Genomic DNA, 15,472 nt, shown 5'->3' with positions numbered 1-15,472 from the left:
TCGTGCGCATCTACCGTCGGACCGTGACCGGCTACCGCTCCCTCGCCCGCAACCGCGACTTCACCCGCCTGTGGGTCGGCGAGGCCGTGAGCCAGCTCGGCACCGTCTCGACCCTCTTCGTGCTGCCGCTGATCGGCTACGCCCTCACCGGCTCGGCGCTGCACGCCGCGGTCCCGGTCGCGGCGTACAGCCTCGGCATCGCGCTCGCCCTGCTGCCCGCCGGGGTGGTCGCCGACCAGCTGGACCGCCGCCGGGTGCTGCTGGCGGCGAGCGCGGTCGGGCTGGTGCTCAGCGCCTCGCTCGGGATCGCGGGGCTGCTCGGCTCGCTGACCCTGACCCACCTGGTGCTGGCGGCGCTGGGCTCCGGGGCGGTCGCGGGGATCTACATGCCGACCGAGCTCTCGGCCGTCCGCAGCGTGGTGACCCGCGCCGAGCTCCCGACCGCGATCAGTCAGAACCAGGCGCGCCACCACGTCGCCTCGCTGCTCGGCGGGCCGCTCGGCGGTGCCCTGTACGCCGTGGCCAGGCCGCTGCCGTTCCTGGTGGACGCCGCCACCTTCGCGGTCTCCCTGGTCAGCGTCTCCCGGGTGCAGGCAGACCTCTCCCCGACCGACCGGGTGCGCGGCACGCCGGGGCGCGAGCTGGTCGAGGGGCTGCGCTACCTGCTGGCCCGGTCCTACTTCCGCGCCAGCGCGGCCTTCTCCGCGGCCTTCAACCTGGTGGTCAACGCGGTCCTCTTCGTCGCCGTGCTCCGGCTGGCCCAGGCCGGGGTGCCGTCCACCACGATCGGCCTGGTCGAGGCGTTCGCCGGCGCCGGGGGAGTGGTGGGCGCACTCGTCGCGCCGTTCCTGGTCGAGCGGGTGCGCACGGGGCACCTCACCGTCGCGGCCGCCTGGATCTGGGTGCCGCTGCTGGTGCCGCTGGCCTTCTGGTCCTCGCCCTGGGTGGCCGGTCCCGTGCTGTGCGTCGGGCTGCTGCTCAACCCCGCCGGCAACGCCGCGAGCCAGTCCTACCGGGTGGCCATCACCCCCGACGAGCTCCAGGGGCGGCTCGCCTCCTCCTCGCAGTTCCTCTCCTTCGTCACCATTCCGGTCGCCCCGCTGCTCGGCGGATGGCTGCTGGAGGCCCTCGGTGGCACCAGCGCCGTGCTGGTGCTGCTCGCGCTGACGGTCCTGGCGGCGCTGATCCCCACGCTCACCGCGTCGGTGCGGACCGTGCCGCGACCCCGGGACTGGCCGGGGGCCTCCGGCGCCGAGGTGCAACCCGCGCCCCCTGTGACCGGCGCGATGTCGCCGTAATCCTGCACTTCAACCACCGGAGTGCAAGAATGCACTCCATGTCCGAGAGTGCAACGTCCGAGCGCGCGGCGTCCGAACCGGCGCCGAGCGCGCCCGCGACGGGCTCGCGCGAGGCGAAGCGCCAGGAGACCAGCCGCCGGATCATGCGCGAGGCGCTGCGGCTCACCTGCGACCGCGGCCTCGAGGGCTGGACGATGGAGGATCTCGCCGCCGCCAGCGAGGTCTCCCGACGCACCTTGTTCAACTACTACCCCGCCAAGCTGGACGCCGTGCTCGGGCCTGCACCCGCGCTCGGACCCGAGCTCTTCGCCGAGTTCCGGGCCGGCGGGCCGACCGGCGACCTGATGGAGGACTGCAAGGTCCTGGCCCGGGCGGTGCTCGCGGAGAACATGTTCCACGAGCGCGACCTGCGGCTCCAGCGCCAGGTGCTCACCGAGGTGCCGCGGCTGCTCGTCGCCGTGCACCAGCGGTTCGAGGCGGTCGCCGGGACGCTGGTCGAGCACATCCTCGCCCGCGAGGGGCAGGAGTTCGGCGACCAGCGGGCCCGGATGCTGGTCCGGCTGATGGTCGCCCTCTTCGACAGCTGCCTGGAGAGCCTGGCCGTGGAGCACGACGACCGCCCCCTGCCCGACCTCTTCGCCGAGGCCCTGGACACCGCCCGAGAGCTGCTCGCCTAGGCCCCGGCCCGCACGACGTACGACGCAGTTCCCGCAGACCGAAGTTCCCGCCCACCTCCTCAGGAGATCTGACCCAGATGGCAACCCTGCTCTACCGACTCGGCAAGACGGCCTACCGTCGCTGGCCGTTCTTCCTGCTCGCGTGGCTGATCGCGTTCCTGGCGATCGGCGGCTTCTCCGCCACCCAGTCCAAGCCGATGAACGACGCGCTGACCATCCCGGGCATCCCCTCGGAGAAGGCCTCGGACCTCCAGCAGGAGCTCTTCCCCAACGCCGAGGACCCGTTCGCCGAGGCGACGGTCAACATCGTCGCCGTCGCGCCCGAGGGCACGACCCTGGAGGACCCGGTGAACGTCGAGGCGCTCGAGGAGCTGCTCGCCGGCATCCCCGACCTGCCCCAGACGCCTCCGGCCGAGGAGCTGCAGCTGGTCGACCCGGCCACCGCGGCCGCCGGCCAGCAGAAGATGGTCCTCGACGCGGCCAAGGAGAGCGGCATGCCGCTCGACGTGGCGCGCGAGAACGCCCAGGTGCTCTCCCCGCTCTCGGAGGACAAGACCACCGGCATCGTCAGCTTCGAGTGGGACGTCGAGGCGTCCACCGAGGTGGAGGGCACCTCCATCGAGCAGCTCGAGGAGCTCATGGCCGACGTCGAGGACTCCAGCGGCCTGCGCCTGGAGATCAACGGCTCCGGCACCAGCGCCATCACCGAGCTCGGCCTGACCTCCGAGGCGATCGGCGTCGCGGTGGCGCTCCTGGTCCTGCTCATCACCTTCGGCTCGCTGGTCGCGGCGGGCATGCCGATCCTGATCGCCCTGGTCGCGGTGGGGCTGACCAACATCGGCATCATCGGCATGACGGCGTTCACCGACATCGGCTCCACCACCCCGCTGCTGGCCACCATGATCGGCCTCGCGGTCGGCATCGACTACACGCTCTTCATCCTGGCCCGCTACCGCAGCGAGCTGCACCACACCGACGACCGGCAGGAGGCCGTCGGCGTCGCTGTCGGCACCGCCGGCTCCGCGGTGGTCTTCGCCGGCCTCACCGTGATCATCGCGCTCGCCGCGCTGGTCGTCGTCGACATCCCGTTCCTCGCCTCGATGGGCTTCGCGGCCGCCTCGGGCGTGGCGCTGGCCGTGCTCGCCGCGCTCACCCTGCTGCCGGCGTTCCTGGGCGTGCTCAAGTCCAAGGCCTTCGGCGGCCAGGTGATCAAGCACAACCCCAAGCGCGAGGCCGACGGCCACATCATCAACAACGGCGTCCGCTGGGCCCGGCTGCTGGGCAAGGCGCCTGCCGCCTTCGCGCTGCTCGTCGTGGTGGTCCTGGGCGCGCTGGCCTTCCCGATCAAGGACATGCACCTGGCCTTCCCGACCGACGGCACCAAGCCGACCTCCACCACCCAGCGGCAGGCCACCGACCTGACCGCTGAGGCCTTCGGCGCCGGCCGCGAGGGTCCGCTCGTGGTCGTCGTGGACGCCCGCGACCTGCCCGAGGAGGAGCGCGGCCAGGCCTTCGGCGCGGTCGCCGGCTGGGCGGCAGAGATGGACGGCGTGGCCAACGCCCAGGTCGTCATGGCCAACGAGGAGGGAACCGGTGCCCAGGTGCTGGTCACCCCCACCACCGGGCCGGACGAGGAGGAGACCACCGAGCTGCTCGACGCGCTGCGCGAGGGCCAGCCCGAGATCGAGGAGGAGACCGGCGCCACCACCGGCGTCACCGGCCTGACCGCGATCACCACCGACGTCTCGGACCGGCTCAGTGATGCGCTGCCGGTCTACCTGGCGGTCGTGATCGGGCTGGCGTTCATCCTGCTGGTCCTGGTCTTCCGCTCGATCCTGGTCCCGCTGACCGCCACCCTGGGCTTCCTGCTCTCGGTGCTGGCCACCCTGGGCGCCACGGTCATGGTCTTCCAGAAGGGCACGTTCGGCATCATCGAAGGGCAGCCGATCGTCTCCTTCATGCCGATCATCCTGATCGGCATGGTCTTCGGCCTCGCGATGGACTACCAGGTCTTCCTGGTGACCCGGATGCGGGAGGCGCACGTGCACGGCATGTCGACCCGCGACGCGGTGGTCGACGGCTTCCGCAACAGCGCGCGGGTGGTGACGGCCGCCGCGGCGATCATGATCGCCGTCTTCGCCGCCTTCATCCTGCAGACCGAGCCGATCATCAAGTCGATGGGCTTCGCGCTCGCCGCGGCGATCGTCTTCGACGCCTTCATCGTCCGGCTGGTGCTGATCCCGGCGCTGCTCTACATGATGGGCGAGAAGGCGTGGTGGATCCCGAAGTGGCTGGACCGGATCCTCCCCAACGTCGACGTGGAGGGCGAGAAGCTCGACCGTCCCCACCTGCGTGCGGGAACCCGGGAGGACGACTACGTCTGACCCCCGCGCGTCCAGCGCGACGTGACGGCCACGGGCCGCGGCACCCACGGGTGCCGCGGCCCTTGTCCTTTCCGGAGGTGCCGTGCTGTTCCGAGGTCCCGACGAGTGGACGACGACAGCCCCGCGCAGCACCCGATGTACGGTGACCCCGCCCACAACTAGGAGGAACTCGTGCGGATCGGTATCCCTCGTGAGTCACGCGACGGAGAGACCCTCGTCGCGGCCACGGCCAAAACGGCGGAGCAGCTCACCGCGCTCGGCTACGAGGTCGTGGTGGAGTCCGGCGCCGGGCAGGCGGCCGACCTGCGCGACGAGTCGTACGCCGAGGCCGGCATCCGGGTGACCGACTCGGCCGAGGTCTGGTCCAGCGACGTGGTGGTCAAGGTCAACGCCCCGACCGCCGACGAGATCGCCAGGATGCGCCGCGGCGGATGCGTGGTCTCGCTGATGGCGCCGGCGCGGAGCCCCGAGCTCCTCGAGCAGCTGCAGGCCGCCGGCGTGACCGGGCTGGCGATGGACGCGGTGCCGCGCATCTCGCGCGCCCAGTCGATGGACGTGCTCTCCTCGATGGCCAACGTCGCGGGCTACCGCGCCGTGGTGGAGGCCGCGCACTCCTTCGGCCGCCAGTTCACCGGCCAGGTGACGGCGGCGGGCAAGGTGCCGCCGGCGCGGGTCTTCGTGGTCGGTGCCGGGGTGGCGGGCCTGGCCGCGATCGGGGCCGCCGGCGCGATGGGCGCGATCGTCCGCGCCTTCGACGTCCGCCCCGAGGTCGCCGAGCAGGTGCAGTCGATGGGCGCGGAGTTCGTCACCGTCGACATGGAGGCGGAGGTCTCCTCCGACGGCTATGCGCGTGAGATGACCGCGGAGCAGGAGAAGGCGACCGCGGTGATGTACGACGAGGAGGCGCGCGCCGCCGACATCGTCATCACCACCGCCCTGATCCCGGGGCGTCCGGCGCCGCGGCTGATCAGCGCCGAGACGGTGAGCCAGATGAAGCCGGGCTCGGTGATCGTCGACATGGCGGCCGCCAACGGCGGCAACTGCGAGGTCACGGTCAAGGACGAGAAGATCGTGACCGACAACCTGGTCACGATCCTGGGCTACACCGACCTGGCCGGGCGGCTGGCCGCGCAGACCAGCCAGCTCTACGGCACCAACATCGTCAACCTCTTCAAGCTGCTCACCCCCGGCAAGGACGGCGAGCTCGTCCTCGACATGGACGACGTCGTCCAGCGTGGCATCACCGTGGTCCGCGACGGCGAGTCGATGTGGCCGCCGCCGCCGGTCCAGGTCTCCGCCGCCCCGGCCGCCGCGCCCCCCGCCCCGGTGGAGCCGAAGGCGCCGAAGCCGCCGCCGGACCCCCGCCGCAAGGTCTTCGCCGCCGCCCTGGGCGCGGTCGCCTTCGCGGCGCTCGCCACGGTCTCGCCGGGCGCGTTCCTCAACCACTTCACCGTCTTCGCGCTGGCCGTCTTCGTCGGCTACTACGTGATCTCCAACGTGGCGCACGCGCTGCACACCCCGCTGATGAGCGAGACCAACGCGATCTCCGGGATCATCGTGGTCGGCGGCATCCTGCAGGTGGGCTCCGAGAGCCTGCTGGTCTCCGCACTGGCCGTGGTGGCCGTGCTGGTGGCGAGCATCAACATCTTCGGTGGCTTCCTGGTCACCCTCCGCATGCTCGAGATGTTCCGGAAGGACTGAGCCATGAACGACTTCCTGACGTCCTCGGAGCTGGTGGGCCTGGTCCAGGGCCTCTACATCATCGCCGGCGTGCTCTTCATCGCCGCGCTGGCCGGTCTCTCCAAGCACGAGACCGCCATGCGCGGCAACCAGGCCGGGATGGCCGGCATGGGCCTGGCGCTGGTCGCCACGGTGCTGCTCGCCGCCCGCCAGTCCCAGTACGCCGGCTACCGCGACCTGCCGATCACCCTGGTGCTGATCGCCGTCCCGATGCTGATCGGCGGTGCCATCGGCGCCTGGCGGGCGCGCACGGTCGAGATGACCGGGATGCCCGAGCTGATCGCGCTGCTGCACAGCTTCGTCGGCCTGGCCGCCGTGCTGGTCGGCTTCAACTCGTTCTTCGAGCACGGCACCGGCGACAAGGTCCACGCGGTCGAGGTCTTCCTCGGCGTCTTCATCGGCGCGGTCACCTTCACCGGCTCGATCGTGGCCAACCTCAAGCTGAGCGCGAAGATGAAGTCCTCGCCGCTGACGCTGCCCGGCCGTCACCTGCTCAACGGCGCGATCCTGCTGGTCTCGCTGGGCCTGATGGTCTGGTTCATGTCGTCGCAGGAGACCCTCACCGGCGACGTCGAGGTCGGGGTGGTCCCGCTGGTGATCATGACGGTCCTGGCGCTGGTCCTGGGCTTCCACCTGGTGGCGGCCATCGGTGGCGGCGACATGCCGGTCGTGGTCTCGATGCTGAACTCCTACTCGGGCTGGGCGGCGGCCGCGGCGGGCTTCATGCTGAGCAACGACCTGCTGATCATCACCGGCTCCCTGGTGGGCTCCTCGGGTGCGATCCTGAGCTACATCATGTGCAAGGCGATGAACCGCTCGTTCATCTCCGTCATCGCCGGCGGCTTCGGCTCCGACGGCGGCTCGGCCGGCGCGGACCGCGACTACGGCGAGCACCGCGAGATCACCGCCGAGGAGACCGCCGAGCTGCTCACCGGCGCGAGCTCGGTGGTCATCACCCCCGGCTACGGCATGGCGGTGGCGCAGGCGCAGTACCCGGTCGCCGAGCTCACCGCGGCGCTGCGCGCCAAGGGCGTCGAGGTGCGCTTCGGCATCCACCCGGTCGCCGGCCGGCTGCCCGGTCACATGAACGTGCTGCTCGCCGAGGCCAAGGTGCCCTACGACATCGTGCTCGAGATGGACGAGATCAACGACGACCTCCCCGAGACCGACGTGGTCCTGGTGATCGGCGCCAACGACACCGTCAACCCGGCCGCGGTCGAGGAGCCGGACTCCCCGATCGCCGGGATGCCCGTGCTGGAGGTGTGGAACGCCCGCGAGGTCATCGTCTTCAAGCGCTCCATGGCCACCGGCTACGCCGGCGTCCAGAACCCGCTCTTCTTCAAGGAGAACACCCGGATGCTCTTCGGCGACGCCAAGGAGCGGGTCGAGGACATCCTGCGCTCGGTGCCGCGGGAGGCCGGCGTCCGCTGACGGGTGCTGGGCGGTCCTCCGCCCAGCACCTCCGCTCGGCACCTCCGCTCGGCACCCGGGCAGGACCCGGGTGAGCGCCCCGGTCAGGACGTGGGGACCCCGACCGGGAGCTCGGCGAGCACCTCGTAGCGCGGGCGTCGGCGGGGCCCCTCGCCCAGGTGCGAGCGGACCAGCGACACGGTGTCGACCGGCCACTGCGGTCCGGCGTAGGAGTCGAGCAGCCGCACCCAGCGGGTGACCTCGGTCGGGCGGCCCGTCCTGGCCACCGTCAGGTGCGGGCGGAAGCGACGGCCCTCCACGGTGGTCCCGGTCCGGGAGGCCGCCGCGCGGGCGCCCTCGGCGAGCCGGCGCAGCTGGAGCCGGCCCGGCTCGTCGAGCTCCAGGCCCGCCCACAGCACCTTGGCCCCGGCCGCGTGGGGGAAGGCGCCGCCCCCGGCGATCCGGGTGCGGAAGGGGCTGCGGCGGCTCGCGGCGCGGGCGAGCCGCTCCACGAGCTCGTCGAGGTGCCGGTCGCCGACCTCGGGGAGGAACGCCAGGGTCAGGTGGAGCTGGTCTGCCAGGGTCCACCGGAACGGCGCGGCGTCGCGCCGGACCTCGAGGAAGTCGTCGAGGTCCTCCACCGCCCCGGCCGGCGGCACCACGGCCACGAAGAGCCTCATCACCCACCTCCTCCTGCTCAGGCGCCCGGCGCCGCCCTCTGCCGTCGGGCTGCTCACAGTGTGGGACAGCGGTGTCCGCTGCGCACTTCTCCACCCGCCCGCGAGGTCGCTGGCCGGACGTCGCCGCCGGGCGGCCCCGCGCCGGGCATGGACGCCCCTTGTCAAACCCACCTAGATCACTAGTCTTTTGGAATGGCGACGGATCGTCTCCCGGACTTCTTCCTGATCGGTGCCCCGAAGGCCGGCACCAGCGCGTTGCACGCCGCGCTGGCCCAGCACCCGCAGCTGCACATGAGCCGGATCAAGGAGCCGAAGTACTACATGTGCGGCGACTCGCCGCCTCCCGCCTACAAGGGGCCGGGCGACGCGCACAGCAACCGGGAGTGGATCTGGCAGCGCCGGCGCTACCTCGACCTCTTCCGCGACGTGCCCGAGGGCGTGCTGGCCGGCGAGAGCACTCCGTTCTACCTCTACAACCGCGACGCCCGCCGCCGGATCGCCGCGGACCGGCCCGACGCGAGGCTGGTGGCGGTGCTGCGCGACCCGGTCGACCGCGCCTACTCCAACTGGATGCACCTGTGGACCGACGGCCTCGAGCCGCGCGGCGACATCCTCGAGGCGGTGGCACGCGAGCAGCAGCGCATCGACGCCGGCTGGGCGCCGTTCTGGCACTACCGCAACGTGGGCATGTACGGCCGCCAGCTGGCCGACCTGCTCGACCACTTCCCGCGCGAGCAGCTGCTGCTGCTGCGCTACCGCGAGCTGGTCGACCAGCCCTCCCAGGCGCTCGACCGGGTCTTCCGCTTCCTCGGCGTCGACACCGCCGACGTGGCCTCGATCCCGCGGGACAACTCGCGGCCCTTCGTCCGCGACGGTGCCCGGGTGCGTGCGCTGGCCCCGGTGATCCGGGCCGGCGCGGCGGTGGGGCAGTTCCTCCCGCCGGAGGTCTGGCGCACCGTGAGCCGCCCGCTGGTCGCCCGGCTGCACCGCGGGGGCGACGAGTCGCGCCCCCGGCTCACCCCGGAGCAGCGGGCCTCCCTGTTGGAGCCGCACCTGCCCGACATCGCGCTGCTCGAGCAGCTGACCGGCGAGTCGTTCGCCGACTGGCGGGCCTACCGCGAGGGCGGCACCTTCTCCAGCCGCAGCGGCGCGGTCAGGGCCGGCTGAGCGAGGTCACCAGGTCGTGCGCCCCGTCGGGGCGGGCGACCTCGACGTAGAACCGGGTGGAGCCGTCGGGCAGCGGGACGGCCGAGGCGTAGCGCAGCGCGCCGTCGGAGTGCGGCGAGCGCAGCGGGGGGACGGAGTCGTCGGCGACCAGGACCCCGTCCTCGGCCCGGGCGATCCCGGTGGTCTCGTGCCAGTTGTCCTCGGCCCGGGCGCGGCCGTCGTAGAGCACCGTCAGCGGCTCCCGGGAGAGGACGGCGGTGACGCGGGCGCCGCGGGCGTCCCAGGCGCCGGGCCGCGGTGCCAGCACCGTGCCCTGCCGCTGCCAGACCAGGCCGTCGTCGCTGGTCAGGTAGGCGGTGCTCATCCGGTCCTCCTGGCCGGGCTCGGTCAGCGGGTGCTCGCACACCCACATCTCCCACCGTCCGTCGCGCTCGAGGATCACCGGGTCCTTGACCGCCACCCGCTCGTCGCCGGGCAGCACCACCGTGCGGCGGCCGGCGGGCAGGCCCTGCGGAGTGTCGGCGTCCAGCGCCTCGATCCACCAGTGCTTGGAGCCGGGGGTGGCGCAGGAGAGGTAGAGGCGCCAGCCGCCGTCGGGACGGCGCAGCACGACCGGCCGCTCGAACGACTCGGCGCCGAGGTCGTCGCGGAAGACCTGGGCCACCGTGTGGAAGCGGACGCCGTCGGCCGAGGTGGCCACCACCGTGGACAGGCCCCGGCCCGCGCTCAGCGGCCGGCGCACCCGGTAGGCCAGCCAGAAGGCGTCGTCGACCAGGGTGACCGTGGCCGCGCCGGCCCAGTGGCCGGGTCCGGACCCCGGGGCGGCGACGACGACCTCGGCTCCGTCGAGCTCGGGCAGCGGCAGGGTGGGCAGGCTCATGCGTTAAAGCGTACCGAACCTATCGAGTTTGGGCACGGGCTCAGACCTGGCCGCCGATCAGCAGCCCCACGACGTGGGTGACGACCATGGCGAAGACCCCGCCGCAGACGTTGCGGACCACCGCACGCCCCGCCGGGGAGCCGCCGAGCCGGGCGCTGACCCAGCCGGTGAGGGCCAGCATCACGGCCACGGACGCGGCGGTGATGTAGACCCGCAGGTCGACCGGCGAGAAGACGATCACCAGCAACGGCAGCAGGGCGCCGAGGGTGAACGAGAGCATCGAGGCCAAGGCGGCGTGCCAGGGGTTGGTCTGCTCCTGGGAGTCGATGCCCAGCTCGACCTCCGCATGGGCGGCCAGGGCGTCGTGCTCGGTGAGCTCCTTGGCCACCTCCAGGGCGACCCGCTCGCTGACCCCCCGGGCGACGTAGAGCCCCGCCAGCTCGGACAGCTCGGCCTCCGGGTCGTCGCGCAGCTCGGCCCGCTCCCTCTCGAGCAGGGCCAGCTCGGAGTCGCGCTGGGTGCTGACCGAGACGTACTCGCCGGCGGCCATGCTGATCGAGCCGGAGACCAGCCCCGCGACGCCGGCGACCAGCACGGCGGAGGTGGCCTCGGTGGCCCCGGCGACGCCGACCACCAGGCCCGCGGTGGAGACGATGCCGTCGTTGGCCCCGAGCACGCCCGCGCGCAGCCAGTTGAGCCGCGAGGCGAAGCTCTGCTCGTGCGGCTCGTCCTCGTGCGGGCCCGGAGAGCCGGTGGTCGGGTCGCTCATGGCCCCATCAGACCCGCTCGGGGCGGGTGGGGCAAGGGTCGGGCGGCCCTGCGTGGCGGGCTGGTCGACCGGTGGCCGAGGAACCGGTGCGGTGCGCCGAGGACGAGGCCCCGCGCACCGCACCGCTGCGCGGTGGTGCCGGGTCAGAGACCCAGGTCGCGCGCGATCAGCATCTTCATGATCTCGTTGGACCCGGCCCAGATCTTGGTGACGCGGGCGTCGCGCCAGGCGCGCGCCACCCGGTACTCGTTCATGTAGCCGTAGCCGCCGTGGATCTGCAGGCAGTGGTCGAGGACCTCGGACTGCACCTGGGTGGCCCACCACTTGGCCTTCGCGGCGTCGACCGCGGTCAGCTCCTTGCGGGTGTGCCGCATGACGCACTGGTCGATGTAGGCCTCGGCCACCTCGACCCGGGTGACCAGGTCGGCCAGCAGGAACTGGGTGTTCTGGAACTTGCCGATCGGCTGGCCGAAGGCCACCCGGTCCTTGGCGTACTGGACGGTCTCCTCGAGGATCTGCTTGGCGTGCGCGACCCCGGTGATCGCGGTGCCGAGGCGCTCCTGCGGCAGGAACTGCATCATCGAGATGAAGCCGGTGTCGAGCGGGCCGACCAGGTCGTCGTTGCTGACCCGGACGTCCTCGAAGGAGAGCTCGGCGGTGTCGGAGTCGTCCTGGCCGACCTTGTCCAGCACCCGGCCGACGGAGAACCCGGGGGTCTTGGTGTCGACGGCGAAGAGGGAGATGCCCTTGGCCTTCTTCTCCGGGGCGGTGCGCGCCGCCACCACCACGATGTCGGCGGAGCCGCCGTTGGTGATGAAGGTCTTGGAGCCGTTGATGATCCAGTCGTCGCCGTCGCGGACCGCGGTGGTCTTGAGGTTGGCGAGGTCGGAGCCACCGCCGGGCTCGGTCATGCCGATGGCGAGCAGCGTCTCGCCGGAGGCGACGCCGGGCAGCCAGCGCTTGCGCTGCTCCTCGTTGGTCAGGTGCACCAGGTAGGGGGCGGTGATGTCGGCGTGGATGCCCACGCACGAGGGCAGGGTCATGTTGACCTTGGCCAGCTCCTCGGTGAGGACCGCGTTGAAGCGGTAGTCGCCGGCGTCGACGCCGCCGTGCTCCTCGGGGATCTCGAGCCCCAGCAGCCCCTGCGCCCCGGCGTCGAGCCAGAACTGGCGGGTGAGGCCGTGGTTCTTCTCGTACTCCTCGAGGTGGGGGACGACCTGCCGGTCCAGGAATTCCTTGACCGAGGCGCGGAAGGCCTCGTGGTCCTCGTCGTAGATGTCGCGCGTCATGTCCTCAAGGTTACTCACCAGTCAGGAGGCGCGACAGCGCGCCGGGGAATACAGTCACTCGCGGAGGAGCCGTCCCGGGCCGGGCTGCCGCGGGTAGGGGGGTGCTGTGCAGGACAAGGACCGAGAGGACCGGGCCGCGGCACGGCCGCGCTCCGGGGCCTGGGGCGGTGCTACGGACCGTCAGGCGCTCCAGCAGATCGCGGAGGACGTGGCGCACCGTTCGGGCTTCGCGGTGTGCGCGATCGAGGTGCTCCGGGCCGACAGCATGCTGGAGACGGTGGCCGCCGCCGGCCGCCTGCCCCCGGAGGGGTGGCTGCTGGGCCACGGGGTGCCGCTGGAGGCCAAGGCCCCGGCGTTCACCTGCGGGGCGACCTTCGGGCAGCTGACCTTCGTGGCCGCCGAGTGGCTCAGCCGCGACGCCTACGACGTCGTCGGCCGGTACGCCTACGTGCCGGAGCTCCCCGAGTCGCCGCACCAGGACGCGTGGCGGCCCCAGGACATGCTGGTGGCGCGGCTCCACGACGACGCCGGGGAGCTGCGGGCCGTGCTCCACCTCGACCAGCCGGCGAGCGGGCGACGGCCGACGCCCGCCGAGCTGCTGGCGCTCTCGGACGCCCTGCAGCTGGCGTTCCGGGCCGTCGTCACCACCGTCGAGCGGGAGGGGCTGGCCCAGCAGGTCCGGATGGCCCAGGCGGCCCGGACGATGATCCGGAGCGCGAGCGGCCGGCTCCAGCTGCCGGAGGTGCTGCAGATGGCGACCCAGGAGCTCAAGGACGCCTTCTGCGCGGAGCGTCTCGAGCTCCACGTCCTCGACCCCCTGGTCGAGACGCGCGGGGCGGACGGCGTGGGTCGCGACTTCTTCGTCGGCATCGAGGAGGCGATGATCCGGGCCTGGCGCCACGAACGGGTGCTGATCGTCGAGCCCGAGCAGGTGTGGGGCGACCCCGACCTCGAGGCCGAGCACCACGAGCTGCTCGGCCGGAGCCTGGTCGAGGCCGGGATGGCGGCGCTGGTGCTGGTGCCGATCGGCACGGCGGGCCGCCTGCTCGGCGCCCTGGTCATCCACCGCCGCCCGGGTGGCGCCCGGTGGACCGACAGCGAGAGCTCCGCGGCCCTCGACGTCGGTCAGGACCTGGCCAGCGCGATCCTCCAGGCGCGGGCGCTGGAGAGCGAGCGCCAGCTCAACGAGGAGCTGCGGCGGATGGACGACTACCGGCAGGAGCTCCTCTCCACCGTCGCCCACGAGCTGAAGAACCCGATCGGGGTGATCCTGGGGCACCTGGAGATGCTCGACTCCGGGTCGCTCCCGCAGGACGCCGGGGAGGAGAGTCGACGCGCGATGGCCCGCGCCGCCCGCCGGGTCCATGCGCTGGCCGACGACCTGCTGGTCCTGAGCCGGCTGGGGGCCGGCGGCCTCGCACGCCGGCGGGCGCCGTTGGACCTCGGCGCCCTGATGGCGGAGGTGGAGGAAGCCCTGCGCCTCGACGTCGAGCAGCACCGGGTCACCCTGGTGGTGGCGCCTCCGCCCCCGGGGACGACCGTGCTCGGGGACCACGAGGGCCTGCTGCGGGTGCTGGTCAACGTGGTGGGCAACGCGGTCAAGTACTCCGCGGCCGGCGACACGGTCCGGCTGTGGCTGACCCCGAGCGGCCGCGGCGTGCTCCTCACCTGCGAGGACGAGGGGCTGGGCATCAGCCAGGCCGACCAGGCCCGGCTCTTCGCGCACTTCTTCCGCTCCACCAACCCCGAGGCACTGGCCCGGCCGGGGACGGGTCTCGGCCTGCCGATCGTGCAGCGGATCGTCGAGGGCCACGGCGGCACCGTGACGGTGGAGTCCGAGCTCGGCCGCGGGACCGTCGTCCGGATCTGGCTGCCGGTGGGGGCGGAGTAGGACGTCGGCCCGGGGACAGGGGAGGGCTCGGGTCAGCCCACGACCTTCCAGTCGAACCCGACGCGCAGGCCGTCGATGTCGGTCGTGGTCAGCTCGATGACGCCCTCCTCACCCGCGGAGACGGCCGTGCACTCGGTGGTCGAGTCGGGGATCCCCTCGAGCTCCTCGGGGCACTCGACCTCGGTCACGTCGATCCCCTGCTCACCGAGCTGGGCGGCCAGGGTCGTCTCCAGCGTCTCGGGCTCCAGGAACGGCATGGTGTCGTAGGAGAGCTTCTCGCCGTCGACCTCGGTGGTGGTGAACCGCACCCCGGTGCGGCCGTCCTCGGCGTCGGAGACGACGCAGTCGGCCGTGGCGTCGACCTCGGCGTCGAGGTCCTCGGTGCACTCCACGGTCAGCGTGTCGGCGTCCTCACCGGTGATGCCCTCCTCGACCCGCTCCTTGAGCGTGGCGGAGTCGATCGCCGAGGCCTGGGTGCCGCAGGCGCCGAGGGCCAGCAGCAGGGCGGCTCCGGCGGCGGGCAGGAGACGGGAGGGCATGCGTCGCATGCGGGTCAGTCAACCAGACACCGGCGCCCGCGGACCGGCCTCAGCGCCCGGTGAGCATCTCCTCGACCCAGGCCGGGACCAGCTCGGTGGCCGGGCCCTGGCGGGCGCGGGCGAAGTCACCTGCGCCCACGCTGGCGCCCAGGTTGAGCTCGAGGGTGTCGCCGCGCGCCCAGTGCACGAAGGCGGCGGCCGGGTAGACGAGTCCGGAGGTCCCGACGGCGACGAAGAGGTCGCACTCCCACAGCGCGTCCTCCACCAGGTCCATGCCGTGGGGCACCTCGCCGAACCAGACGATGTCGGGCCGCAGCTCCCGGGCGCCGCAGGCCGGACAGGGCGGACGGTGCCCGAGCGGCCCGTGCCACTCGTGGCGGGCGTCGCAGGCCGTGCACCAGGCGGAGTCGAGGCGGCCGTGCATGTGGTGCACCCGCTCCGAGCCGCCGCGCTCGTGCAGGTCGTCGACGTTCTGGGTGACCAGCAGCAGGTCGTCGCCCAGCGCCTCCTCGAGCCGCGCCAGCGCCCGGTGTGCCGCGTTGGGCTCCACCCGCCCCAGCGCCGCGCGGCGCTCGTCGTAGAACCGGTGCACGAGATCCGGGTCGGCGTCGTAGGCCTCCGGGGTGGCGACCGTCATCGGGTCGTGGCCCTCCCAGAGCCCGTCGGCGTCGCGGAAGGTGGGCACCCCGCTCTCGGCGGAGATGCCCGCGCCGGTGAGGACGACGACCTTCATGGTCACGAGTATTAC

General features: G+C 72.6%; 13 protein-coding genes. 7 read left to right on the top strand and 6 right to left on the bottom strand.

Going from position 1 to position 15,472, the window contains the following annotated elements:
- Positions 1 to 23: 23 nt before the first annotated feature.
- The 5 genes from AC4BGE_RS06505 (at position 24) to pntB (ending at position 7,530) form a co-directional block, all read left to right on the top strand.
- Positions 24 to 1,298: an MFS transporter gene (locus tag AC4BGE_RS06505; protein WP_490574730.1), complete on the top strand. Its 1,275-nt coding sequence runs from the start codon at positions 24 to 26 to the stop codon at positions 1,296 to 1,298.
- Positions 1,299 to 1,336: 38 nt separating this feature from the next.
- On the top strand, positions 1,337 to 1,975 hold the full coding sequence (locus AC4BGE_RS06500; protein ID WP_490574729.1) for a TetR/AcrR family transcriptional regulator: 639 nt from the start codon (positions 1,337 to 1,339) through the stop codon (positions 1,973 to 1,975).
- Positions 1,976 to 2,052: 77 nt separating this feature from the next.
- Complete coding sequence (locus tag AC4BGE_RS06495; protein WP_490574728.1) at positions 2,053 to 4,359, top strand: MMPL family transporter; 2,307 nt, start codon at positions 2,053 to 2,055, stop codon at positions 4,357 to 4,359.
- A gap of 171 nt (positions 4,360 to 4,530) precedes the next feature.
- Positions 4,531 to 6,060, top strand: a complete 1,530-nt coding sequence (locus AC4BGE_RS06490) for a Re/Si-specific NAD(P)(+) transhydrogenase subunit alpha (RefSeq protein ID WP_490574727.1) — start codon at positions 4,531 to 4,533, stop codon at positions 6,058 to 6,060.
- A gap of 3 nt (positions 6,061 to 6,063) precedes the next feature.
- Positions 6,064 to 7,530 (top strand): Re/Si-specific NAD(P)(+) transhydrogenase subunit beta, encoded by a 1,467-nt coding sequence (pntB, locus tag AC4BGE_RS06485; protein ID WP_490572509.1) that lies wholly within the window; start codon positions 6,064 to 6,066, stop codon positions 7,528 to 7,530.
- 83 nt (positions 7,531 to 7,613) lie between these two features.
- Here pntB and thpR read toward each other — a convergent pair whose 3' ends face one another.
- A complete protein-coding gene (gene thpR, locus AC4BGE_RS06480; protein ID WP_490574726.1) occupies positions 7,614 to 8,189 on the bottom strand; it encodes an RNA 2',3'-cyclic phosphodiesterase in 576 nt (191 codons plus the stop codon).
- Between the two features lie 192 nt (positions 8,190 to 8,381).
- Between thpR and AC4BGE_RS06475 the strand changes: the two genes are divergently transcribed.
- Entirely contained in the window at positions 8,382 to 9,356 is a 975-nt protein-coding gene (locus tag AC4BGE_RS06475) for a sulfotransferase family protein (RefSeq protein ID WP_490572511.1), read from the top strand.
- On the opposite strand, the gene AC4BGE_RS06470 is transcribed toward AC4BGE_RS06475, so the two are convergent.
- From AC4BGE_RS06470 to AC4BGE_RS06460, 3 genes are all read right to left on the bottom strand, one after another.
- On the bottom strand, positions 9,343 to 10,236 hold the full coding sequence (locus AC4BGE_RS06470) for a glycoside hydrolase family protein (protein ID WP_490572512.1): 894 nt from the start codon (positions 10,234 to 10,236) through the stop codon (positions 9,343 to 9,345). The genes AC4BGE_RS06475 and AC4BGE_RS06470 overlap by 14 nt on opposite strands.
- A gap of 40 nt (positions 10,237 to 10,276) precedes the next feature.
- Entirely contained in the window at positions 10,277 to 11,005 is a 729-nt protein-coding gene (locus AC4BGE_RS06465) for a VIT1/CCC1 transporter family protein (RefSeq protein ID WP_490574725.1), read from the bottom strand.
- Positions 11,006 to 11,148: 143 nt separating this feature from the next.
- On the bottom strand, positions 11,149 to 12,294 hold the full coding sequence (locus tag AC4BGE_RS06460) for an acyl-CoA dehydrogenase family protein (protein ID WP_490572514.1): 1,146 nt from the start codon (positions 12,292 to 12,294) through the stop codon (positions 11,149 to 11,151).
- A gap of 106 nt (positions 12,295 to 12,400) precedes the next feature.
- Between AC4BGE_RS06460 and AC4BGE_RS06455 the strand changes: the two genes are divergently transcribed.
- Positions 12,401 to 14,185 carry a GAF domain-containing sensor histidine kinase gene (locus AC4BGE_RS06455; RefSeq protein WP_490574724.1) on the top strand — a complete coding sequence of 595 codons (1,785 nt, stop codon included), beginning with the start codon at positions 12,401 to 12,403 and terminating at the stop codon, positions 14,183 to 14,185.
- Positions 14,186 to 14,217: 32 nt separating this feature from the next.
- On the opposite strand, the gene AC4BGE_RS06450 is transcribed toward AC4BGE_RS06455, so the two are convergent.
- Both AC4BGE_RS06450 and AC4BGE_RS06445 read right to left on the bottom strand, forming a co-directional pair.
- Positions 14,218 to 14,733 carry a DUF4333 domain-containing protein gene (locus AC4BGE_RS06450; RefSeq protein ID WP_490572516.1) on the bottom strand — a complete coding sequence of 172 codons (516 nt, stop codon included), beginning with the start codon at positions 14,731 to 14,733 and terminating at the stop codon, positions 14,218 to 14,220.
- 40 nt (positions 14,734 to 14,773) lie between these two features.
- Complete coding sequence (locus tag AC4BGE_RS06445) at positions 14,774 to 15,457, bottom strand: NAD-dependent deacylase (RefSeq protein ID WP_490574723.1); 684 nt, start codon at positions 15,455 to 15,457, stop codon at positions 14,774 to 14,776.
- Positions 15,458 to 15,472 lie beyond the last annotated feature (15 nt).

Source organism: Nocardioides sp. Z50_6, assembly GCF_058215755.1.
This window is presented reverse-complemented; position numbering and strand designations above follow the sequence as displayed.